The sequence below is a fragment of the Sphingobium sp. TomMM15 genome, from assembly GCF_055397045.1.
Genome location: NZ_AP027314.1, coordinates 1841930 through 1863788, shown reverse-complemented (window position 1 = coordinate 1863788; position 21859 = coordinate 1841930). Strand labels below are relative to the sequence as shown.

Annotated in this window: 21 protein-coding genes and 2 tRNA genes; 14 read left to right on the top strand and 9 right to left on the bottom strand. The window is 56.6% G+C overall.

Annotated features, from left to right (window positions below):
* Nucleotides 1-8 precede the first annotated feature (8 nt).
* On the bottom strand, nt 9-239 hold the full coding sequence (locus ACZ51H_RS09230; protein ID WP_460986765.1) for a DUF2188 domain-containing protein: 231 nt from the start codon (nt 237-239) through the stop codon (nt 9-11).
* 4 nt (nt 240-243) lie between these two features.
* Nucleotides 244-861 carry a DNA-3-methyladenine glycosylase family protein gene (locus ACZ51H_RS09225; protein ID WP_464801653.1) on the bottom strand — a complete coding sequence of 206 codons (618 nt, stop codon included), beginning with the start codon at nt 859-861 and terminating at the stop codon, nt 244-246.
* 78 nt (nt 862-939) lie between these two features.
* Here ACZ51H_RS09225 and ACZ51H_RS09220 point away from each other — a divergent pair, with 78 nt between their 5' ends.
* Nucleotides 940-1257, top strand: a complete 318-nt coding sequence (locus tag ACZ51H_RS09220) for a 2Fe-2S iron-sulfur cluster-binding protein (RefSeq protein WP_449474120.1) — start codon at nt 940-942, stop codon at nt 1255-1257.
* 21 nt (nt 1258-1278) lie between these two features.
* Here ACZ51H_RS09220 and ACZ51H_RS09215 read toward each other — a convergent pair whose 3' ends face one another.
* Entirely contained in the window at nt 1279-2013 is a 735-nt protein-coding gene (locus ACZ51H_RS09215; protein ID WP_464801652.1) for a hypothetical protein, read from the bottom strand.
* Nucleotides 2014-2064: 51 nt separating this feature from the next.
* Nucleotides 2065-2805, bottom strand: coding sequence for a 23S rRNA (guanosine(2251)-2'-O)-methyltransferase RlmB (rlmB, locus tag ACZ51H_RS09210; protein ID WP_464801651.1), 741 nt, complete (start codon nt 2803-2805; stop codon nt 2065-2067).
* A 107-nt stretch (nt 2806-2912) separates the two neighbouring features.
* On the opposite strand from rlmB, the gene ACZ51H_RS09205 reads away from it, so the two are divergent.
* Nucleotides 2913-2999 (top strand) — tRNA-Tyr (locus ACZ51H_RS09205).
* A gap of 70 nt (nt 3000-3069) precedes the next feature.
* On the opposite strand, the gene ACZ51H_RS09200 is transcribed toward ACZ51H_RS09205, so the two are convergent.
* Nucleotides 3070-4209 carry a tyrosine-type recombinase/integrase gene (locus ACZ51H_RS09200; protein WP_464801650.1) on the bottom strand — a complete coding sequence of 380 codons (1140 nt, stop codon included), beginning with the start codon at nt 4207-4209 and terminating at the stop codon, nt 3070-3072.
* Nucleotides 4210-4691: 482 nt separating this feature from the next.
* Between ACZ51H_RS09200 and ACZ51H_RS09195 the strand changes: the two genes are divergently transcribed.
* Both ACZ51H_RS09195 and ACZ51H_RS09190 read left to right on the top strand, forming a co-directional pair.
* Nucleotides 4692-4940: a hypothetical protein gene (locus tag ACZ51H_RS09195; RefSeq protein WP_464801649.1), complete on the top strand. Its 249-nt coding sequence runs from the start codon at nt 4692-4694 to the stop codon at nt 4938-4940.
* A gap of 400 nt (nt 4941-5340) precedes the next feature.
* Nucleotides 5341-7080, top strand: a complete 1740-nt coding sequence (locus tag ACZ51H_RS09190) for a hypothetical protein (protein ID WP_464801648.1) — start codon at nt 5341-5343, stop codon at nt 7078-7080.
* 122 nt (nt 7081-7202) lie between these two features.
* Here ACZ51H_RS09190 and ACZ51H_RS09185 read toward each other — a convergent pair whose 3' ends face one another.
* Nucleotides 7203-8036 (bottom strand): SHOCT domain-containing protein, encoded by an 834-nt coding sequence (locus ACZ51H_RS09185; RefSeq protein WP_464801647.1) that lies wholly within the window; start codon nt 8034-8036, stop codon nt 7203-7205.
* 398 nt (nt 8037-8434) lie between these two features.
* Between ACZ51H_RS09185 and ACZ51H_RS09180 the strand changes: the two genes are divergently transcribed.
* Together ACZ51H_RS09180 and ACZ51H_RS09175 are read left to right on the top strand one after the other, a co-directional pair.
* Nucleotides 8435-8770 (top strand): hypothetical protein, encoded by a 336-nt coding sequence (locus ACZ51H_RS09180; RefSeq protein ID WP_464801646.1) that lies wholly within the window; start codon nt 8435-8437, stop codon nt 8768-8770.
* A 586-nt stretch (nt 8771-9356) separates the two neighbouring features.
* A complete protein-coding gene (locus ACZ51H_RS09175; RefSeq protein WP_464801645.1) occupies nt 9357-10820 on the top strand; it encodes a GmrSD restriction endonuclease domain-containing protein in 1464 nt (487 codons plus the stop codon).
* A gap of 357 nt (nt 10821-11177) precedes the next feature.
* Here ACZ51H_RS09175 and ACZ51H_RS09170 read toward each other — a convergent pair whose 3' ends face one another.
* A complete protein-coding gene (locus tag ACZ51H_RS09170; RefSeq protein WP_464801644.1) occupies nt 11178-11756 on the bottom strand; it encodes a recombinase family protein in 579 nt (192 codons plus the stop codon).
* A 190-nt stretch (nt 11757-11946) separates the two neighbouring features.
* Here ACZ51H_RS09170 and ACZ51H_RS09165 point away from each other — a divergent pair, with 190 nt between their 5' ends.
* From ACZ51H_RS09165 to ACZ51H_RS09135, 7 genes are all read left to right on the top strand, one after another.
* Nucleotides 11947-12945: a hypothetical protein gene (locus ACZ51H_RS09165; protein ID WP_464801643.1), complete on the top strand. Its 999-nt coding sequence runs from the start codon at nt 11947-11949 to the stop codon at nt 12943-12945.
* A 27-nt stretch (nt 12946-12972) separates the two neighbouring features.
* Nucleotides 12973-13281 (top strand): zinc ribbon domain-containing protein, encoded by a 309-nt coding sequence (locus ACZ51H_RS09160; RefSeq protein ID WP_464801642.1) that lies wholly within the window; start codon nt 12973-12975, stop codon nt 13279-13281.
* A gap of 15 nt (nt 13282-13296) precedes the next feature.
* A complete protein-coding gene (locus ACZ51H_RS09155; RefSeq protein WP_464801641.1) occupies nt 13297-13566 on the top strand; it encodes a hypothetical protein in 270 nt (89 codons plus the stop codon).
* A 150-nt stretch (nt 13567-13716) separates the two neighbouring features.
* A tRNA-Tyr gene (locus ACZ51H_RS09150) sits at nt 13717-13800 on the top strand.
* A gap of 83 nt (nt 13801-13883) precedes the next feature.
* The gene (locus tag ACZ51H_RS09145; protein ID WP_464771299.1) at nt 13884-14204 is read left to right on the top strand and encodes a DMT family transporter; all 321 of its coding nucleotides are present in this window, start codon (nt 13884-13886) and stop codon (nt 14202-14204) included.
* A gap of 70 nt (nt 14205-14274) precedes the next feature.
* A complete protein-coding gene (gene bglX, locus ACZ51H_RS09140; RefSeq protein ID WP_464801640.1) occupies nt 14275-16539 on the top strand; it encodes a beta-glucosidase BglX in 2265 nt (754 codons plus the stop codon).
* A gap of 182 nt (nt 16540-16721) precedes the next feature.
* Entirely contained in the window at nt 16722-18587 is a 1866-nt protein-coding gene (locus ACZ51H_RS09135) for an ABC-F family ATP-binding cassette domain-containing protein (protein WP_464801639.1), read from the top strand.
* Between the two features lie 6 nt (nt 18588-18593).
* Here ACZ51H_RS09135 and ACZ51H_RS09130 read toward each other — a convergent pair whose 3' ends face one another.
* Nucleotides 18594-19040, bottom strand: a complete 447-nt coding sequence (locus ACZ51H_RS09130; protein ID WP_464801638.1) for a nuclear transport factor 2 family protein — start codon at nt 19038-19040, stop codon at nt 18594-18596.
* 243 nt (nt 19041-19283) lie between these two features.
* Nucleotides 19284-20588: an NtaA/DmoA family FMN-dependent monooxygenase gene (locus tag ACZ51H_RS09125; protein WP_449474109.1), complete on the bottom strand. Its 1305-nt coding sequence runs from the start codon at nt 20586-20588 to the stop codon at nt 19284-19286.
* Between the two features lie 306 nt (nt 20589-20894).
* On the opposite strand from ACZ51H_RS09125, the gene ACZ51H_RS09120 reads away from it, so the two are divergent.
* Nucleotides 20895-21740 (top strand): SDR family NAD(P)-dependent oxidoreductase, encoded by an 846-nt coding sequence (locus tag ACZ51H_RS09120; RefSeq protein WP_464771295.1) that lies wholly within the window; start codon nt 20895-20897, stop codon nt 21738-21740.
* Nucleotides 21741-21859: the final 119 nt, after the last annotated feature.

The window sequence follows — 21859 nt, the reverse complement described above, 5'->3', positions numbered from 1 at the left end:
GAAAAAAGTCAGGAAGACGCAGCGTCTTCCTGGTTGGTCCAGAGCGTATCGAACTTGGTTCCCTGCATCAGCAGGACGCTCGCGGGGTAGCCACCATCCCCGGCCTTGCGCGCCGTCTCGGTCGCGTTCTCGACAGCAGCTTCGCGGGTGGCGAAGGGGCCATAATAGCGGTTGTCGAGATTGATCTTCCAGACGCCCTCATGTTCCAGGACGATGTAGCGTGCATGGGGCAGGGACATGGGTTTAGAGTACCTCCGTATTATAATGATGCCAGGCCATGATCGCGGCAGCGCCCCTATGGGGCCGCCACCGTTCGGCAAGCGCTCGCGTCTCGCGCTCGCTGGGCCGTTCGGGAAGCCCAAGGATGCGGCCCACCTCGATCTGTACGGCGAGGTCGCCCGCAGGCCAGACGTCGGGCCGCCCTTCGGCGAACAGCAGATAGATTTCGGCTGACCATCGGCCAATGCCCTTGATCTGCGTGAGAAGGGTGATCGCCTCCTCGTCATCCTGGGGCAGGGCGTGAAGGTCGACCTGCCCGCTGGTGACCAGTTCGGCGAGGCTACGCGCATAACCCTGCTTCTGACGGGACAGGCCGCAGGCGCGCAACGCATCGAAATCGCGGGAGAGCAACTGGCCGGGCGCGCATCCTTCGCCCAGCTCCGCCTCCAGCTTGCGCCAGACGGCGGCGGCCGAGGCGACGCTCACTTGCTGACCGACGATGGTGCGCAGCAGTGTCTCGTATCCAGGCTCCCGCACGCGCGGCAGGGGATAGCCGACCCGCGCCAATGCGGCGGCAAAGCCGGGTTCGAGGACGGCGATCGCATCCAGGCTTTCGCGCAGCTGTTCCGGGGTGGTGACCATGCTCTGCTTGTTTCCGGCTCTTGATTTATCGGCGCCCCCGCCTATGAGCGGCGGTGGAAAATTTTGGGATCGAGGTACATGCCTAAACTGATAGTGGTCAACCGTGCGGGTGAAGAGCAGGCTGTCGAGGGCGACAGCGGCCTGTCCGTGATGGAAGTCATCCGTGACAACGGCTTTGACGAGCTTCTGGCGCTGTGCGGCGGTTGCTGCTCCTGCGCTACCTGCCATGTCTATGTCGATCCCGCCTTCGCCGAAAAGCTGCCTGCGCTGAGCGAAGACGAAAACGACCTGCTTGACAGCTCCGATCATCGCAATGAGAGCAGCCGCCTGTCGTGCCAGCTGGTGATGAACGACGATCTGGACGGCCTGCGCGTCACCATCGCGCCGGAAGACTGATCCTCCCGATCGGGGCGCCCGTTACCGGCTGACGCGCAGCGTCGCCATGGGCGCCTCGCTCGTCAGCGGGGTGATCCGCCAGACGATCCGCTTGCCCTCCGCGGTGCTTTGCGCGCCCTCCTCCTGATTCTGACTGACGATTTCCGCGTTGGTAGTCAGCGTGAAGTGGCCGTCGAGCGCCTTTGACGCGTCCTCTCCAGAACCGCTTTGCCCCATCGGCTCACGGCTCTTGTCGAACCCGTTGGAATAGCCGGGCGCCTTCACCCGCACCCGATCGTCGCCGCGCAGCTCGATCGCGACGAACGGCAGGACGATTTCCGCGTCGCTGTTGAAGGGGAAGAGGAAACTGTGGGTCAGCCGTCCGCTGATCGCATAGTCGATCTCGAACCGGTGGTTGCCCATATAACGAGCGGAGCGAAAGCCCTTCTCCTTGGAAAGCGCGGCAGCCATTGCCTGCATTTGCGCCTCGTCACCGGCAGCGCTGCCACCGCCAAATCCTTCTTCATGGCCCTTCTGCATCGCGGTCTTGTGAAGAGCGCTGTCCTTCTTCTCTGGCGAACCATCGCCCACAGGGTCATTGCCGGGAGCGCCGAGCCCCTTCATGTCGGACGAGATTATCTCGCCCCTATAGGTGAAGCTGAACTGCCGATCGGCGCGGATGTCTAGGGTGGATTCGAACTTGCCCGGAGTCACCAGGCAAGCGCCCAGCATCAGGCAGCAGGCCAATGCGCTGGCGGCGCGAAGAATAACAGCCATATCGTCCCCCGTTCCCCTGCGCCGATGGAAGGCGGCGCGCCTTGTGCCCCGTTACCGGCTCGCGGCGGCGTACAGGGCGATCGCAGCCGCGTTGGAGACGTTCAGGCTCTCCATGCGCGGGCTGATCGGCAGTTTAGCCAAAATATCGCAATGGGCCATGCTGTTGTGGCGCAGCCCTTCACCTTCGGCGCCCAGTACCAGCGCGACACGCGATTCGCCGATCGCTTCGCTCAGCACCGTGTTCGCTTCGCCATCCAGTCCGATGCGCCAATAGCCCGCCTCGGCAATCTCATCTAATGCGCGGGCGAGGTTCACCACGCGCACCCATGGCACGATTTCCAGCGCGCCGGATGCGGAGCGGGCGAGCACGCCCGATTCAGGCGGCGCGTGCCTGTCCTGCGTCACGATGCACAGCGCATCGAACGCCGCCGCCGATCGAAGGATCGCGCCCACATTATGCGGATCGGTCACTTGGTCGAGTACGAGAACGGGCCGCTTGTCGTCCTGACCCGCTTCCAGCGCGTCGCCAAGCCATACGTCATCCAGCGGCTCAACCTCCGCGACGATGCCCTGATGGGGAGCATCGGACGGCACCATGCGGCCAAGGTCCGCCACATCGGCATAGACGATGGGCAGCACTGGCGGCAGGTCCAGCGCATTGAGCGCGTCGCGCGTGCCCCATATTTTCCGGACCACCCGGTTCGGATTGGCGAGAGCCGCGATGACGGCATGTCGCCCGTAGAAGCGGGGGAAGTTGCCCTTGGGCTTTGCGCTGCGATGTCCTTTTTTCATGGAAGCGCTCTTTTCACATACCACCATTGACAGGCAAGCCTCCATTCGCCATTGAGCGCGCCTCCAGCGCGGTAAAAGGCAGTTTTTGCTTGCCGCGTAAGGGCACTGGACAGGTGGCCGAGTGGTTAAAGGCAGCAGACTGTAAATCTGCCCGGGTTTCCCGTACGCTGGTTCGAATCCAGCCCTGTCCACCAGCCTTTTCAAAGGCTTAGGCGTTTAGAGGAAACTCCGCCACTTTGTGTCTGTGTAAATCCTGTGTAATCGCTATTGGCCCGTATCGATGGCGCTTAGTGCCCGGTCGATATGATTGGCGTGAAGGTGGGTGTAGCGCAGCACCATAGATAGCGTTTTATGCGCGCTGATTTTCTGAATCGTTGGAAGATCGACATTTGCTTGCACCAGTCTGGTAATTGCAGTGTGACGCATGACGTGCGGCGTCACCTTCGACGGGGAGAGGCCCGCCGCGACAACCGCCCGCTTAAATCCAGCATCCATGTTTTTCCGATTCGGATATTTGGATTTGTTGATAGATGGAAAAATCCATCCATTTTTATCTGCTTCGATCTTTCGACGTTCGCTTAAAAGGGCGGCTAGAGATGCTGTGATAGGCTGTTCACGCGCCCCGCCCTTGGCTTGGGGGATGAATATGCGATTATTCTGAAAGTCGATTTGATCGTAGCGCGTGGAAACAATTTCGCTGTGTCGCATTGCTGCGTTCAAACCGAAAGCGACGAACAAGTAGAGTCGCTCATCGATATCGGCTTTAGCCGCATTCATAAGTTTCATGGATTGTGCCTTGGTGAGGACGGCAATCGGCTTCCTTGGTTCATTGCCCTTAACGATGCGAGGGCGATCATCCATTTTGATCCATCCCCATTCAGCGGCGCGGTTGAAGAAGTGTGACAGGGTTGAAAGCTCCCGGTTCACCGTCGCTTGCTTAGCGCCTTCCAGAACGCGACCGTGGGCATATGATGATACTTCATGGCTGCCGATGCTGTCGCAGCGATGCGCTTTGAAATGCGGAATAAGCCGCTGCTCCATATGGCGGCGTTTGTTCGCGATGTCTTTGCCGCCGCCTTCTACAAGGCGTTTGATGTAGCTGTCAGCAGCTTCCTTGAACGGCATGGCGATCTTCCTGCCCTTAGGCAGGTCCAGCCGGTCTTCCCTAGCCCTCGTGCGCAGTAACTCGATAGCCTCCTGCGCTTGAGTTAGGGTGACGCCCTCACTGGCTTTGCCGACGACCTTATGGACACGCCTGCGGTCCACCATGATGTTGATCGAGTAGCGCACATCGCCCTCAGCCCCGTCGCTTAGCTTCTCGGCGGTGATCCCTTTTTCTGTGATCTTCTCGCCTTGGCGAAGGACGCGGATGGACTTGCGGTTCAGCGGCACTTTGTTGCTCATGATTCACTCCTTTGTGCCGGAAGTGCAATCCTAGCGCCATGGAGTCAAGCAAAGGTTACTGTAGAGTATATGATGTATATGTAGAATAACAAACAGCCTACAATCTTATATATATCAATTAAACAACAATTACATCTACAACAATTCGTCGCATTTTTCCGTATTTTGGTTCAAACGCCGCAGATATCTATTGACCCAAGATGCCGATTCTGAGTAGCGGCGCGCTCCATATTTCGAAAAGGAGCAGTATGGTGCCGAGAATATCTTACGAAGCCGCCGCCGCTGGAGCGGAGGGCAGATTGAACAGAACCGACGCTGGACGCTATCTTGGTGTTACCAGCAAGACCATGGCGGAATGGAAGCGCGCCGGACATGGCCCCCGGGGCCACAAGCTTGGCGGGCAATGCTTTTATTATGTTGCCGACCTACGGAGCTATGTACGCAGCAAAGTAGGCGTAGCTCCGGAAGGTGGAGAATAGGGCATGGCCTATCTGGACAGATATGGGAACTCGTTAGAGGATGTTCGCAGGCTAATTCAGGGATATGAATCGCAAGGCATAGATTGGCTAAAGCCCCCATATCGCGATCAGATGAAGGAAGATTGGCCCGAAATCTTCAAAGCGGCGCGGGTGAAGAAAGCGGTGCATTATTATGCAAGGCGTAGCCAACGCCCTCCACTGCCAACTCAGCTTCCGCCAGTCGATGACTTCGATAGTCTGGGGATATTTTGATGGAGGCGGTGTATCCCCGTCTCGGCAAGAAGTTTTGGCGCCAAGGCCGGGATCATTCCCCAACAAATCCCCGCATCCATTCCTATCCCCGCTCACATCAGGGGCTTTATACAAAGAAAGGAGTAGATCGTTAGTTTACATAGTATTTTCCGGCATCACTTCTTGATGAATAAATAAATATTTGAATAAACTTAAATAAACTTCGTTTTAGTTCCGGGAATAGTTTTGAGATAAATCTTTGAAATGGAATGGAAAAATGAAATTTTTTCTCGGGGATTGACGAAGGGTCTCCCCGGAATTATTCAGTCCACCCTCAGCAATCAAGTTAACAATTACCTATAAGGATTATATAGAAAAATGTTAATTTCACTTTTATATTCAGAAAAGCTTATTTTTTATTATGAGAACAGAAAATTTAATTGATCTAACTAAAGAAGAATATCATTCACCTTCTATATCTTTCTCTTGTCCCGGGAAAGTCATTGTTAATGACAGGGATAATGTTCTAAACGGCTTAAAGAGGGATCTAAACAAAGCTCTTTTAATGAAGGTTGATAGAAAGTTTTATCTATCATCAATTGATCCTGGTAGTGGGAAAACCACTCTCCTTGCGGAAGTTGTCCAGCGGTGGTTATCCCGCTCGATTAAGCGGGATGTAGGGGTTCTCCTTTGCTTTGCTACAAAAGCAGAAATTGAAACGTTTATAACAATCTCCGGTCTTGATGAGGCTCATTACGCCATTCAAACATCCGATTGGCTCTTGAACGGAAAAGGGCTTGGCTTTGACAGGGCGGATGAAGCCATGGTGCTTCTAACTACCCATGAAATGATCCGGCATCACGCTGGAGACAGCTTTGAAAAAGCAGAACAATTCCATTATAAGGGTGCGCCTCGATATCTCCGGGTGTGGGATGAAGGCATGGCCTTGGTGGAAGCCATCAGCATCCGCCTTGATGATATTAGCGGCCTGTACAGTCAGCTGCGGCTACATCATGAGAAATTAGCAGAGGCCTTGGAAAGCCATATCCCTTCATCGGCAACAGCTTGCGTCGGTGATAAACTCATGATCCCGGCTGGCTTGATCTTCCCTAACAAGAAGGCGGCGGAGGCGATGTTCGGGGTCAATGACACGCGCATCGGCATTCTGGCTAATCTTGCCTGCCTTAGAGGACGGGAATTAGAAATTGGTGAGGATCGGACACGCGGCAAGACCTTGATGGGATATAGCCGGGAGTTGCCCGCCGATCTTGGTCCAATCTTTATTCTAGATGGATCAGGACGGCTGAAAGAAAGCTACCGGCTGTATGAAGCGCATCGGACAGATTGGCGTCGCCTGCCTGCCTACCAGCATGATTATTGTAATCTGACGATCAACTGGTGGAAGAGGGCTTCCGGTAAAACAGAGTTGGTTAATCCCGCCAGCCGATTAGAGATTGTTGAGGCTGCTGCCGCCAAGATCAACGAAGACGATGAAGAATGGCTGGTCATCATTCCGAAGGATGATGCGCGGCGGGGCTATATTCTCGAAAAACTAATTAGAGATAAGGTTACAGGTGGAAAGCGTCGGGTCCAATTTATTCATTGGGGCATCCACAAAGCCACCAATGATTACCGGCGCATAAAGCGCGTGATGGTCATCGGCCCCCTGCTGTACCCGGGAAGCGCGTACAGAGCCCTCTACAGGGCCTATACGGGGTTGTCGGCTGGCACCGCCCCAGAGGATGGCATTGGCGCTGTAAGGCGCTCTGAAATCCAGGACCACCTACTACAGGCCGTCATGCGTTCAAACATCCGCAACCCCGGTCCTGATGGCAAGTGTGGCGACGGTGAGGTTTTTATTATCGCGCCAGCCATGGCGATGAATGAGGTAATTCTGGAAGAAGCCTTCCCCGGCTGTTCAATCGTTCCATGGGAGCCAATTCCCAAAGGGCTGAGGCTGACGAAGCAGGCGGCGGAGTTGGTTGACGAAATTCTTCGGCAGCTATCGACCGGCATAACTTCTGTAACAAAGAAATCAGTCCGGAATGCACTGGGCCTTGATGCATCCGCTCTAAGCCGACACCTGCAACGGCCTGCGATGAAGAAGCGGTTGATGGAGGAGGGCATAGAGTGTGGCAGGAATGAATTTGTTCAAAAATGAAGAAGCATTACCGACGCCATCAAGCGAAGGCAGAACAAATACTATCCGACATGTTCTTTAAGCATGTTGGGGTAAGGCCGGTGCTGACGGTGAAATGAGGTGGCCTTCGCGCCGCCCATTCGTCATAAGGAAGAAATGATCGCCTTCCGCCGATCTTCATATTCCTGTTTGCTGATGATCCCAGCCGAAAACATCCCTTCTAATCGCTTTAGGCGTTCCGATGGAGAAGTAGCTTGTTCCGCTTTTTCGGCACTTGAATTGGGCAGGGCGGGTGACCCAACAGCGAAATCTTCGTCTCTCATGCCCTTTTGAGCGGGTGGAAGAGACGAATTAGCTGTCTTCTGACACAGCAAGTTGACCAGGCCTTGTCCATCATCAATATCGGAGTAGACGACATTCCCGCCATCTATAACGACAACGAAGAAGCTTTTACCGGCGAAGCCACCCATGCGATTTCTTGAGTTGACATAACCGCACGTTAACTGACCGGAGATTTTCTTAGAGAAGAAATCAGGTTTCCAAGTGCCGAAGATGAAACCGTAAGGCCATTCGAATGTCGCAGATGAAGGATCGACCAAATTTCTTTTAATGTTCTGTTCAGAGACAATTCGCATATTTCGGTATTTATTTTCTTCAGTCTCTTGTGCGGCCTTTGGATTTAAAGCCTTCACCGGATCATATTTGACTCCGCTGCGCCATGAGAAATAATCAGAAGCTGATTTCTCCCAATTCACAGTGCCACTTGTGGTATTTGCCTCTATGAATTGCCTCATCTTTAGTCGCTGATCCGCCGTAGTCGCTGGGCTTCCCCACGCATCTTGAAGGCGTTGCGCCCAGACTCCTTCGACCGGGTCACATTTCGGCTTTTCCCCACAGGGGGCAGCTTGCGCCTGTGCTACCGACGCCAAGGTCAGCAGCGCTATGGCGGCGTAAAGTGAATGTCGAACTTTCATCATGCCCCCTGTTCATCATGGAGGCACTGCCCGGCGGAAGCCGGGTGTTCGTAACCTGAAGGAGTCCGACAGGCGCATGCACCTTTACCCTCGCGGGTTGGACATACGCGCATGCCACCCGGCCGAGAAAACTCGACCGGCTGACTCTTCTTGGGGTTACGACGCCCCACAGCTCCGAATTGGCAAAGCTGCGTGTTCGTCATGACAAACCAAGCTGTTGGCGTAAATCCCCTATTTGTTCTTCTATCTGTTCCGGAGGCGAAATGCCTTTACCAGTGCGGCGAGGCTGGTGAGGATTGCCGCCACGCCCATGAGAAATGAAGCATCGATATTGACCATCGCCCGAATCCTTTCCTATGAGAATGTTCTCTCTTTGTTCTTAACTAGGAAAGGTGATTCTCATGGGCGTTCGGATCGAACCAATTCCGAACAGTGTTCGGGTTCGGATCAGCGGCGACATAGAGACCGTCCTATCGGTGCCCTATGAGGATGATGACCGTTTCCTTGTGGGCCTGTCCGATGGAACCTTGCTCATCGGGCATTATGACGATGCCCTCCGCTGCCGCTTTGACGTTGTGCGCGATGGCGCGGGCATTGTCAGATTTGAAAGCGGCGCCGCTCTAGTTGACTGGCGCGTTGAATGGGTAACCATCGGTGTTTATGATGCTAATGTTGTTGAATTACCTAATCCAAAGCCAATGCCTTTGTTTCCATATTTAGAAGAAATGATGCACTAAATAAGAGAAATACTTTTTAATAGTTCTAGCTTCATTTCTGGATGGTCATCAAATATTTGCTAATCGTCGATTTTAAGGCCCGTAGAGGTATGTAGATTGCCGAGAGGTAGGGTAACCTTTGAGCCCTCGATTGACGCCTGACGGGCCTCTCAGGAGCTTCTAGAGGCATTTTAAATCGACAGGGCAGGTCTACTGGCCTTCTGCCCATCCTAAGCGGTTGTTTTGGAGCGATAATGGTCCCGCTTCCAATGATCGATCGTGGCAAGCTTCCATCCGTTACGATCGATATGAAGGCAAGGGTAATTTATATTGCGACTTGGTTAGCTGCCTTCCTATTCTGCGCATTCCTTCCGCCGGGCATCATATGATGTAGTGATGCGTTGGTCTGGAAAGGCCGTTAGCGGAACGGCGCCTCTGTGCTCAGAGTATGTCAATAGTCGACATCTGGGATCGCCCCACGCCGACCCAGCCGACCAAACTGAAACGGACAGGAAAAGTGTAGATATCCTGATACTTACATATTAGGGTTGCGTCGACTACGCTGGCGTCGCCGTGAAAAGCAAATCCCAATCTCAAGAGGTTTTTAATGGATTATCAGTCTTACTCTATCCGTAAGATACTAGATTCTGTTACCAGCGGAGAGATTAGGATACCCGCTTTTCAACGTGGCTTTGTCTGGGAGATGGACAGAGTAGCGCATCTTTTAGACAGTATTTATAAGGGATATCCCTTTGGCTCTCTTCTCTTTTGGCGTACTAAGCAGCAACTAGCTGCTGAACGTAGCTTGGGAACATTTACGTTGCCTGATCCCGAGGCAGAGTATCCAATCGACTATGTGTTGGACGGACAACAACGCCTGACATCCATCTTTACGGTGTTTCAGACTGAATTGCAGCCTGAAAGCAATCCTGACTGGATGGACATCTACTTCGACCTAGATGCGGGCAACAATCCTCAAGACAGCGTCTTTGTCGCACTGGAAAAAGTCGAGGAGGCCGAACGTCATCGGTATTTCCCCATGCGCGTCCTGTTTGATTCCGTTGGCTACCGCGCCAATACTGAGCATTTAGATAAGACAAGAATTGCGACTATCGATAAACTCCAAGAGAAGTTCAAAGAGATTACCATACCTGTTCAGGTACTGAAAAGTGAAGACCGATCGATAGTTGCAATTGTTTTTGAAAGAATTAATCATCTGGGCGTTGCTCTCGATACACTGCAACTTCTGTCGGCATGGACTTGGAGCGAAGATTTTGATCTATTGGACAAATTTCGTGACCTTCGGGATGATTTGTCAGACTTCGGCTTTGCAGGGGTTGGTGACGACTCCGATCTAATCTTAAGTTGCGTTGCAGGAATTCTGGCAGGTGAGCCAGGCCCTGAGACGCTACTGAACTTGAATGGATCAGACGTCCGTGCACAATTTCCTCGAGTCGAACAGGGCATCCGTGGCGCGATCGACTTTCTCAGGACCCAGTTGAAGGTTGTCCACCTAAAACTGCTACCCTACCCGGCGATGCTTGTCCCGCTAGCAGTCTTCTTCGCCGAACCCGAAGGTAAAGATGTTGTATATAACGCAGCGACTTATAATCGTTTGAAACGGTGGTTCTGGAGAACTTGCTTTTCTGCCCGATATTCCAGCCAAACACGCAAGACAACTATCCACGATATTCAACAGGCAGAGCTGCTGAAAAATAGCCAGCCGAACACCTTCGGTGAAATTGACGTGAAAGTTGACGAAGTATTCTTCCGAAGTTCTTTTCGAGTGGGTGCTGCTGCGACAAAGACCTTTGTGTTGCTACTATCTAATAACTCGCCAAAAAGCCTGCTGTCAGGCAAGGAAATTGATCTTGATCGAGTATTGCAAAGCTATAATCGATCTGAATTTCATCATACTTACCCGCGAGCATTTTTACGTGAAAATGGGTATGACGAGCCCTCAATTAACATGCTTGCAAACTTCTGCTTTCTCAGTGCTGCAGAGAATAGAAATATTGGTAGGAAGCGGCCCTCTGTGTATCTGCAAGATTTGGGGGGGGGCAGAGCATAACGTCGAGGAGACTCTCGCGTCCGCCTTCTGCGCAGCGGGGGAGTTTAACGACGATTATGACAGCTTCATAAAGGCCAGGATGGCCCGACTTGTTGCCTTTGCGGAGAAATTAACGGTTTAGGAGGGCAACTGTGCGCTTGCCTATGCGCCGTTTTAACGACGTCTCTGAGGACCATCAGAATTGCCGGCTATCGACCGAAATTGGTTGTTAGCGGACATGCAGCTATCCAAAAATGGAGTGAGCATTCGATGGCGGGGAAGCCGTGACGGAATCCAGTTCATAGCTGGCATTGTACTAAAGTCTATGACTTCGGCTTTTGTACGACGGGGCTCTTTCCACCCCTGGTTCTTCCCGGTTTACACAGTCCGCTTCTCTACCCGCTGGATCGCGGCGCGGCTGACGGCATATTCTTTTGCCAGCGCACCAAGGGAAATGCCTACCCGGCGCTTCTCTATAACGTCGCGCTGTTGGGCGTCGGTAAGGGCTTGTGGGCGTCCAAGGGCTTTCCCCTGTGCCTTAGCCCGCTGCAACCCCGCTTGGGTCCGCTCTATCAATAGGTCGCGTTCAAATTCGGCAACGGCGGCGATAACGCCCATGGTCATCTTGCCCGCCGCGCTGGTGAGGTCCACGCCACCAAGGGCAAGACAATGAACCCGAACGCCTCCTGCCGCCAGCCGTTCAACCGTAGAGCGAAGGTCCATGGCATTTCTGCCTAGACGGTCCAGCTTGGTCACTATCAATATGTCGCCCGCTTCAAGGCGATCCATTAGCTTGGCAAAGCCCTTGCGCTCCATAGCGGCGACAGAGCCGGAAACAGTTTCGGACATGATGCGCTTCGGATCGACGGCAAAGCCTGCCGCTTCAATTTCCCTAGCCTGATTTTCGGTTGTCTGGTCATCGGTAGAAACCCGGCAATAGGCAAAGGTGCGGCTCATTCGTCACTTCCTGTATCGAATCGGTGTAACGATATTAGAAGTGTATTTTAGATATGTGGACTCTATTTTTCGATACAGTCTGGATTAATGTATCGGAAACGGACGAATATAATACAGCCGACTTCGCCTTGTCATGCATTCCGCCCTATGCGAACCATAGCGAGTTCACCACTTTGGGGATAACAGGGGAATGACAAACCGTAATATCGCACTAGTCGGGAGTGCATCTGTCGCAGTTGGGCTATTTTTGCCCATTGCAACGTTTCCAATAGTAGGCACAGTTAATCTATTTGGTGGCGGGACCAACTGGTTTGCGCTCTCTATTCTAGCCCTCGCCATTATAGGAATTGTGCTGGCTTTAAGGTCTGATCTCGACAAGGTGATTTTTCCTGGCCTCGCTATCGCAGCGATGCTGATCTACAAGATCTCTATGCTCCAATGGAACATATCTTCCATGCGAAGCAAGTTGACTGAACTTAAGGACAACCCCTTCGCGGGTATAGCGGAGGCCGCAATGAATTCTGTCCAGCTTCAATGGGGCTGGCTCGTCTTGGGTGCCTCTGCAATTGCGATGGTTTATGCAGGAGTGCAGCACCGAAAAGAAAAATCAGAGCCGTTGCTTTCGATGACCGACGGAAAAGATCGGGCCATAGCGGGTGCGTCCGTCGCACTACTCTTACTCGCACCTGCGTACGAGATATATCAGACGTTTATTGTCCAGAATGCAGAAGCAAACGAAGCAAAAGACGAAACAACGTCGCTAGGCTCTCCTTTCTCCTCTGAAGGAAACGATGCCAAAGCGGAAGCCAAGTCAGCCGATGAAGCCGCATACATTGCCCAACATCTGAACATATATGACCTTCGTGCGAAGTATTACGACAGCCTTCTTGACGGCCGCGTTCCCGGTGTTGAATTCAAAGTTAAGAATAAAGGAAACCGAACTCTCTACAGAGTCACCGTCCGCGTGGTGTTTCAGGACAAAAATGGTACTGCTATTGCAGAAGAAGAATATAATCCTGTTTGGGTAACTGAGAGTGGCTTTAGTGACGATAATAAACCCCTTCGTCCCAATTACATCTGGCAGCAGGAGTCGGATAAGTTTTACGCTGCTAAGAAAGTTCCGAATGAGTGGGTTGAGGGCAAGGCTACGGCTTCGATTGTTGCGATAGAGTTTGGCGACAATAAGTAAGCATCTTCGTCGTTTCAGGGGGGTATTATGGAATTTTTATTTTTTGCAGCGATCCTTGGCGTCCTCGTTGGCATGATCGCGAAAAGCAAAGGAAGGGACTTCTTTCCTTGGTGGCTTTATGGAACGCTTATTTTCATAGTCGCCATTGTGCATGTCTTAATCATAAAGCCCGATGTAAAACATCAAGAGCGCGAGGCATTAGCACAGGGGCAGAAAAAATGCCCAAGATGCGCCGAGATGATAAAGCAAGAAGCTTCTGTGTGCCGTTATTGCGGAGCCGAGTTGAACAATCGACAGCAGCGGCCAACGGATAATATGCCGGAGTCGTTTAATTGATACAGGGGGGCTTAAATGCGGTTAGCAGCTATTTCAGTTTTGATGATCCTCAGCGGTTGCGACCAACTTGCGGATGCACAGATGCAGAAAATTGAAGATAAGGTCGCCACTGATGCGGTGAACCAATATCATATCGCAAGCCAGTCCGGTTCACCAATGGACAAATGTGTCCAGGCTGGAATGGTAGCGGCGGCGTACTTGCAGGCGGAAGATCAGCCGAATTACGCGACTTGGAAGGCAACGGAAAAGTCTGACTGTACCGTTGCAGGGGTTCCCGAAATGTAGGCACATTACACACGTCTGGCTAGCGCCAGCGTGTGTAAATCCTGTGTAATCGTGCAAGGAAACAGCCGGAAAAAGCAGGCATCTTACGGCAAGGCGCACTTGGATAAATTGCCGTAAGCACCTGATAAATAGTAATATAGAGCATCATCCGGCATCAACCGGAAAAGTTATGTGCGAGACTGTAAATCTGCCCGGGTTTCCCGTACGCTGGTTCGAATCCAGCCCTGTCCACCACCTTTTGCGGGCGCGCCGCCTCTTTCGGGTTTCCGGCCCGCGCGCCTTTCCATCCGAGCCCGCCTGAAAAAGGACCGCTCGTCATGGCGTGGCTTGTGCTTGGCATTGCTATATTCACTGAAATTTGCTGGGCGCTCAGCCTGAAATGGGCGGCGACTGTCGGCAGCTGGCAGGCTTCATCCGTGCCTATCGCCTTGAGCTTCCTCAATATGGGCCTGCTGGCGCTCGCGATGAAGGGCATTCCCGCCGGGACCGCCTATGCGATCTGGACCGGCCTTGGCGCTGTTGGCGTCATCATCGGCGGCATGATCCTGTTCGGCGACCGCATTGCCCCCGTGCAGGCCGGTTTCATGGCGCTGATCGTCATCGGCGTCGTCGGCACGAAGCTGTTCGCGCCCGCCTGACCGCGCCGCCGCAACATATGGCGGAGCAGGGCGTTGGCCCGGCAGGGTTCATCCGTTACGCTGTCGCCCAATGACCATCGACCGTCGCGCCTTTCTGGCTGCCGCCATGTCCGGCTCCTTCGCTTTCCCCTTTGCGCGCCGGGCGTTCGCCGCGTCCGAAGTGGAACGCGTAGATGCGCTGATCGCCCGCATGACCGTGGAGGAAAAGGCGGGGCAGATGACCTGCCTCACCGACAGCTTCCGGCCCTATAATCCGCCCAATCCGCAAGTCGGCATCCAGGATGAAAAGCGGCTGGCGGAAGAGGTGCGCAAGGGCCGGGTAGGCTGCCTGTTCAACGGCATCGGCGTGGCAGGCGCCCGCCGCGCGCAGGAGATTGCCGTCAAGGAAAGCCGCCTTGGCATCCCTTTGCTGCTGGCGGGCGACGTGATCCATGGGCTGAAGACCATCTTCCCCGTGCCATTGGCGGAGGCCGCGAGCTTCGATCCCACGCTCGCCGAACGCACGGCCCGCGCCATGGCGCAGGAGGCAAGCGCGGCCGGGCTGCATCTGACCTTCGCGCCCATGGTCGATGTCGCGCGCGACCAGCGCTGGGGTCGGGTGGTCGAAGGGGCGGGGGAGGATGTCTATCTCGGCAGGCTGTTCGCCGCCGCCCGCGTCAGGGGGTTCCAGGGGCGCGATCTGCGGCGGGAGGACTCGCTTCTCGCCTGCCCGAAGCATTTCGCCGCCTATGGCGCGGTCGCGGCGGGCCTTGAATATGGCAGCGTCGATATTTCCGACGAAACATTGCGAGAAACGCACCTGCCGCCCTTCGGCTCTGCCTTTGCGGCAGGCGCGCTCACCACCATGGCGGCATTCAGCGAGATCAACGGCGTCCCCGCCACAGCCGACCGCGAACTGCTGACCGACCTGCTGCGCGGCGAGATGAAGTTCCGGGGTTTCGTCTTCTCCGATTATACGGCGGACGAGGAGCTGATCGCCCATGGCTTTGCGGAGGATGAGCGGGACGCCACCCGCCTTGCCGTGCTGGCCGGTGTCGACATGTCGATGCAGAGCGGCCTCTATATCCGCCACCTGCCCGATCTGGTGAAGAGTGGCGCGGTGCCCATGGAGACGATCGACGTCGCCGTGCGCCGCATCCTCTATGTGAAGATGGCGATAGGCCTGTTCGACAATCCCTATCGCTCCATCAGCGAAGAGGCCGAACGCACCCGCATCGCCACGCCCGCCCATCGCGCCCTGGCGCGGGAAGCGGCCGGACGCTCGATCGTCCTGCTCCAGAATAGCGGCGTCCTGCCCCTCGACCTCGCCAAGCGCCAGAAGATCGCGCTGATCGGCCCGTTCGGTGAGGATCGCGCCAATATCTACGGCCCTTGGGCGTTTTACGGCGACAAGGGGAAGGGCGTGGACATAGCCGCCGGGCTGCGCGCCGCTATGCCGGACCCGGCCCAACTGAGCATAGCCAAGGGCTGCGACATCATGACGCCGATCGACGGCGGCATCGCGCAGGCGGTCGAGGCGGCGAAGGCGGCGGACATCATCCTGCTCGCGCTTGGCGAATCGCAGGACATGTCGGGAGAGGCGCAGTCGCGCACCGTTATCGAATTGCCGCCGCCCCAGCAGATGCTGGCCGACGCGGTGGCGGCCACCGGCAAGCCCATCATCGTGCTGTTGCGTCACGGCCGCGCTCTTGCGCTGCATGGGTCCGTCGCGAGCGCGCAGGCTGTCCTCGCCACCTGGTTTCTGGGATCGGAAGCGGGCCATGCCATCGCCGACATCCTGTTCGGCCGGGTCGATCCTTCCGCCAAGCTGCCGGTCAGCTTTCCGTGGGAATCGGGTCAGGAACCCTTCTTCTACGACCGCAAGTCCACAGGCCGCCCGGTGATCGACAACCGCACCGAATATCGCGCGCGCTACATGACGACGGACAATAGTGCTCGCTATCCCTTCGGCCATGGCCTCAGCTACACGACATTCGCGCTCGACAATCTGAAGCTATCCGACACCGCCTTGCGCTGGGACCGCGCGATCGAGGTAACCGCTCGACTCACCAACAAGGGGGACCGGCGCGGTAGCGAAGTGGTGCAGCTTTATATCCGCGATCGCGTGGCCAGCCGCACCCGTCCCGTCCGCGAGCTAAAGCGAATCGAACGTGTCACGCTCGGGCCGGGAGAGAGCAAGACCGTGCGCTTCTCCCTGTCCCGCACCGACCTGCAATTTGTGGGGCAGGGCAATCGGATCATCGCTGAACCTGGCCTGTTCGACCTGTGGCTTGGCCAATCGTCGGACGGCGGTCTGCACGCCCAGTTCACGCTTTATGCGGAAGAACAGCGATAGAAGATTAGGGCTTTGTCCCGTTACCGTTCGCCCTGAGCCTGTCGAAGGGCTCTACTTCTTTTCAAGAGCAGGGCTTCGACAAGCTCAGCCTGAACGGGGTTCGGTTATGGCACGATGTCTCTGCCCATCCGATTGCGTCTGCACCGCTGACAAACCCCGCAACAACTGCTAGGGGCGCGGCCATGCTGAATATCAGGGATATCACCGTGCGGCTGGGTGGCCGTACCATCATCGACCGCGCCAGTGCCGCGCTGCCGCCGCGCAGCCGCGTGGGTTTGATCGGCCGCAACGGCGCGGGCAAGTCCACGCTGATGAAGGTCATGATCGGGCAACTCGACCCCGACGATGGCGGTTGCGACATGCCGCGCGATACGCGCCTGGGCTATATCGCGCAGGAAGCGCCCACCGGCACGGCGACGCCCTTCGAAACCGTGCTGGCCGCCGACAAGGAACGCGCCGCCCTGATGGCGGAGAGCGAAGCGACCCATGACCCCGATCGCCTCGGCCATATTTACGAGCGGCTGATGGCGATCGACGCCTATACCGCGCCAGCCCGCGCCGCCCGCATTCTGGTCGGTCTGGGATTTGACGATGAAATGCAGGGGCGTCCGCTTGACAGCTATTCGGGCGGCTGGAAAATGCGTGTCGCGCTCGCCGCGCTGCTCTTTTCCGAACCCGACCTGCTGCTGCTCGACGAACCCAGCAACCACCTCGATCTCGAAGCGACGATGTGGCTGGAAAGCTTCCTCAAAAATTATCGCGGCACCGTGGTGGTCATCAGCCATGAACGCGACCTGCTCAACAATGTGGTCGATTATATCCTGCATCTGGAAGGCGGGAAGATCACCCTTTATCCCGGCGGCTACGATGCGTTCGAACGGCAGCGCGCCGAACGCCTCGCCCAGCAGGAGGCCGCGCGCGTAAAGCAGCAGGCCGAGCGCGAGAAGTTGCAGGACTATGTCGCCCGCAACTCCGCCCGCGCCTCGACCGCCAAGCAGGCCCAGTCGCGCGCAAAGGCGCTGGCGAAGATGCAGCCCATCGCCGCCGCGATCGAGGACCCGTCGCTGTCCTTCGCCTTTCCCAGCCCGCCCGAACTGCGCCCGCCACTCATTACCATGGACATGGCGGCGGTCGGCTATGGCGACACGCCGGTGCTGCGCCGGGTGAACCTGCGCATCGATCCCGATGATCGGCTGGCGCTGCTCGGCCGCAACGGTAACGGCAAGACGACCCTCGCCCGCCTGATCGCGGCGCAGCTAGCGCCGATGGAAGGGTCGATGAACAGCTCGGCCAAGATGAACGTCGGCTATTTCACCCAATATCAGGTGGAGGAGCTCGACATCTCCGATACGCCGCTCCAGCATATGACGCGCGTCATGAAGGGCGCGACGCCGGGCGCCGTCCGCGCGCAGCTTGGCCGCTTCGGCTTTTCGGGTGAGCGCGCCACGCAGCAGGTCGGTTCCATGTCGGGCGGCGAGCGCGCGCGACTGGCGCTGGCGCTGATCACCCGCGATGCGCCGCACCTCCTGATCCTCGACGAACCGACCAACCACTTGGACGTCGATAGCCGCGAAGCGCTGGTGCAGGCGCTCAATGAATATTCGGGCGCTGTCGTGATCGTCAGCCACGATCGTCACATGATCGAACTGGTGGCCGATCGCCTCGTCCTGGTGGATGGGGGCACGGCCCAGCCGTTCGACGGCAGCCTGGAAGACTATACCGACATCATATTGCGCAAAGCCGACAGCGGCGGCAGCGGTGGTGACGCGCCCAAGGACCGCAAGGCGGAGAAGCGTAATGCCGCCGAATGGCGCGAAAAGCAGAAGAGCCTAAAATCGGCAATCAGCAAGGCGGAAAAGGAGATGGCGACGCTCTCGGCCGAACGCAGCCGCATCGACCAGGCGCTGTTCGACCCGAAGGCAGCGACGGGCGCCGAAGCGAAAATGACCACGACCGACCTCATGGTCCGCCGCGCCTCGGTCGAAAAGAAGCTGGGTACGATCGAGGAAAGCTGGATCGTAGCGAGCGCGGCGCTGGAGGAGCTATAACGGCCGTCAGCCTGCGTCGATGCGCAGGCGTGTCAGGCGGATCTCGCTGATGCGCCAGCCGTCGGCCAGCCGCACATAGCGTTCATGATAATGGCCATAGCCATGCATCCAGCGGAAGGGCAGGGGTGAGCCTTCCTGCACCCACAGCTTGTCCTCCATCGCCCAGATGCCGCTGGCTTGGCTGTCCGTTTCGATGTGAATCTCGGGCATGTGGCCGTGATGAACGGTTGTGACCTGCTCCAGCATCGGCGCCAAGCGTGCCATATAAGGCGCAGCGCCGTGGATCAGCATGCTCTCGTCCCGTTCCCCCGCGGCATCGCGGAAATCTGCGACCAGGTCGGGCGCAAAGACCGACTCCAGCGCGGCCCAATCCTTATTGTCCATGGACCGGAAGTAGCGCGCTTTCAGGGCATATATCGCCAAAGTCGCAGCGATCTTGTAAGTTTCAGTCAAACGTTCCTCTCCCATTTACCCACGACTTCCTGGCCGTCTGGAAGGGACCCTAATGCAGGGGCGGGCGCGTTCCAAGCGAGCCTTTTGCGACCGCGCTAACAGCGGCTCGCGGCTGTGGCCCCGCGTGAACCAACGAAGCCGGACATTGCCAAAACAACTGGAGCGCGCCGCGATGTGCGGGCGCGCTCCAGCTTCAAGATTGAGGAGGGCGCGGAGCAGCGCAATCGCTCCACGCCAATCGCGTCAGAATTCGCGCAGGATTTCGCGCAGCGTCGTGCCCTCATATTCGGTGCGCACGGCGCCTGCCTTCTGAAGGGTAGGGATGACGCCGTTGACCAGATCTGCAAGCTGATGGTTATAACCCGATCCTTCGATCAGGAACCCGTCGCCGCCCACTTCGTCCATCACCGCCATCATCTTTTCGGCAACCTGTTCCACGGTGCCGCTGAAGTCCATGCCGCTCGCGCCCTTCCCGACGGAGAACAGGTCGCGGAGGGATTTACCCTCTTCCCGGCCCGCCTTCTTCATATACTCAAGGGCGCTGGTGTGGCCGCCTGCCACAATATCCTGCGGCACGGGTGCATCCACATCGTAGAGCGAGAAGTCCACGTCCAGTGACGACGAAGCCATCACGATATTATGCTCGAACGAAGCCTGCTTTTCGGCCTCGCTCATTTCGGGCCGCTCGCCGCCTTCGGGGAAGATTTCCACCGGCGTCAGGAAGAAGACCTTGATATCGTCAGGATTGCGGCCCTGCGCTTCGGCGCGGTCCCGAATGTCCTGGCGATAGGCTTTCATGCCCGGAACGCCGCCTGTCATCATGCCCAACACGACTTCGGCATTCTTGGACGAAAACTGCCGTCCACGCTCGGACGCGCCCGCCTGCGCCAGAACCGGATAGCCTTGCGGCGAACGCAGCGTGTTCAGCGGCCCGCGCGAACGGAAATGCTTGCCCTCGAAATTGACGGTGTGGACCTTGGTGTGATCGACATAGACGCCGGTTTCCGTGTTCGCGACCAGCGCGCCCTCTTCCCAGCTATCCCACAGCTTCTTGACCAGCTCGACGAACTCATCGGCAATGTCGTACCGCTCGTTCGGCGGCAGCAGCTTTTCCATGCCGAAGTTCAACGCGGCGTTCTTCTCGCTCGACGTCACCATGTTCCACCCCGCGCGTCCCTTCGTCAGGGAGTCGATCGTCGAAAGCAACCGCGCGAGGATATAGGGCGGATAGAAGGTCGTCGAAGCCGTCGCGATCAGGCCGATGTGCGATGTTTCCTGCGCCATCACCGGCAGCAGCGGCATGGGGTCGAGCTTGGGCGACAGCGTCGCATTCTTGAGGTCCAGCTCCATCGAGCCGCCGTAACGATCGCCAACGATCAGGCTGTCTTCGAAGAAGACGAAGTCGAACTTAGCCGCCTCCAGCATCTTGGCCAGTTCCTTGTGATAGGAACCATCCGCCCACTGCGAGCCAAACTCCTTGCCATCGCCCGGCCAGGAAGTCGCGCCGAACTTCGTGAAATAGCCAAGGTGGAACTTCGTGTGGGCCATAGCCTGATACTCTCTCTAAGGTTTATCTCATTAGCATTTTCAAACGGTGGCCAGCGGCGCCCACGGCAGATCATCTGCTGAGGCGCAACTACACGGCCATCTGCTCCTAATAGTTGACGAATATCAACCTTTGTCAAGTGGTAGAAGCAATTCCGGTTTGAGGCGTTTCAAAAAAGCAGCGTTTCGAGCATCCCTCGATGCTGAAAGACATCATGATCTGGCTTGCGGCGGACCCGATTTCCCGGAACAAGGGCGGCTGGCGATCGGCAAAAACCCGACGTCCTACGATCATCAGGAGCTTTGGGTATGCGCAAGGTGGCAATAGTAACGGGCGCAACGCGCGGGATCGGCAAGGCAGCCGCACTGGAACTCGCAAAGTGTGGATTCGCCGTCGCGGTTACCGGTCGTACCCGGCGGGAAGGCGAAGGACGACTGGCGAGTTCCGTCGCGTCGGAGGCTATTGCCGTACCCGGCAGCATCGAAGCCACCGTAGATGAGGTCGAAGCCGCTGGCGGCGAGGCTTTGGGTATCCCGATGGACATATTGGACCGCGCATCCATTGATGCCGCGGTGGATGCGGTGCTTGCCAAATGGGGCAGGATCGACGGCCTGTTCAACAACGCTATCTATCAGTCACCCGCCATCATGTCGCCCATCTCCGCAATCGATGCGCATGCTGCGGAAGCGGCCATGCGTGGGATGATGGTCAATCAACTGCACATCACGCAGCGCGCGCTTGAACCCATGTTGAAACAGGGCGGCGGACGTATCGTCTTCATCACCAGTGGCGCGGGCAGCATGCTTTGCGAACGAAAGCTGACCGAGGGCGGCTGGGGCCTGCTATATGCGGCGGGAAAAGCCGCTTTCAGCAAACTCGCGGAATTTGTCGATCTGGAATATCGGGATCAGGGGATTGCGAGCTTTCACATACAGCCAGGCCTGACCATCACCGAAGCCATGACGGCGCAGTATGGCGAAGCCGCCAAGGGGTTTGGCGGCGGACTGCCGTCCTATACGCCCGCCGATACCGGACGCACGGTCGCCTGGATGATGGCTTCTCCGGACGCGCCAGCCTATGCCGGACCCACGTTGTACCAGGCGCCCACCTTCTTCGAGGATAATGGCATCGTTCCGCGCTTCCCCGGCGACTGAGCCTGGCCTGCCGATCTGGCGCACCCTTCACTCGTCCCGGAATGCCCGCGCGAACTGATCTCTAAGGCTTTGTCAGGTAGGAAATCATCGCCCGATTTCGGGTACTCGATCGTCGAAGC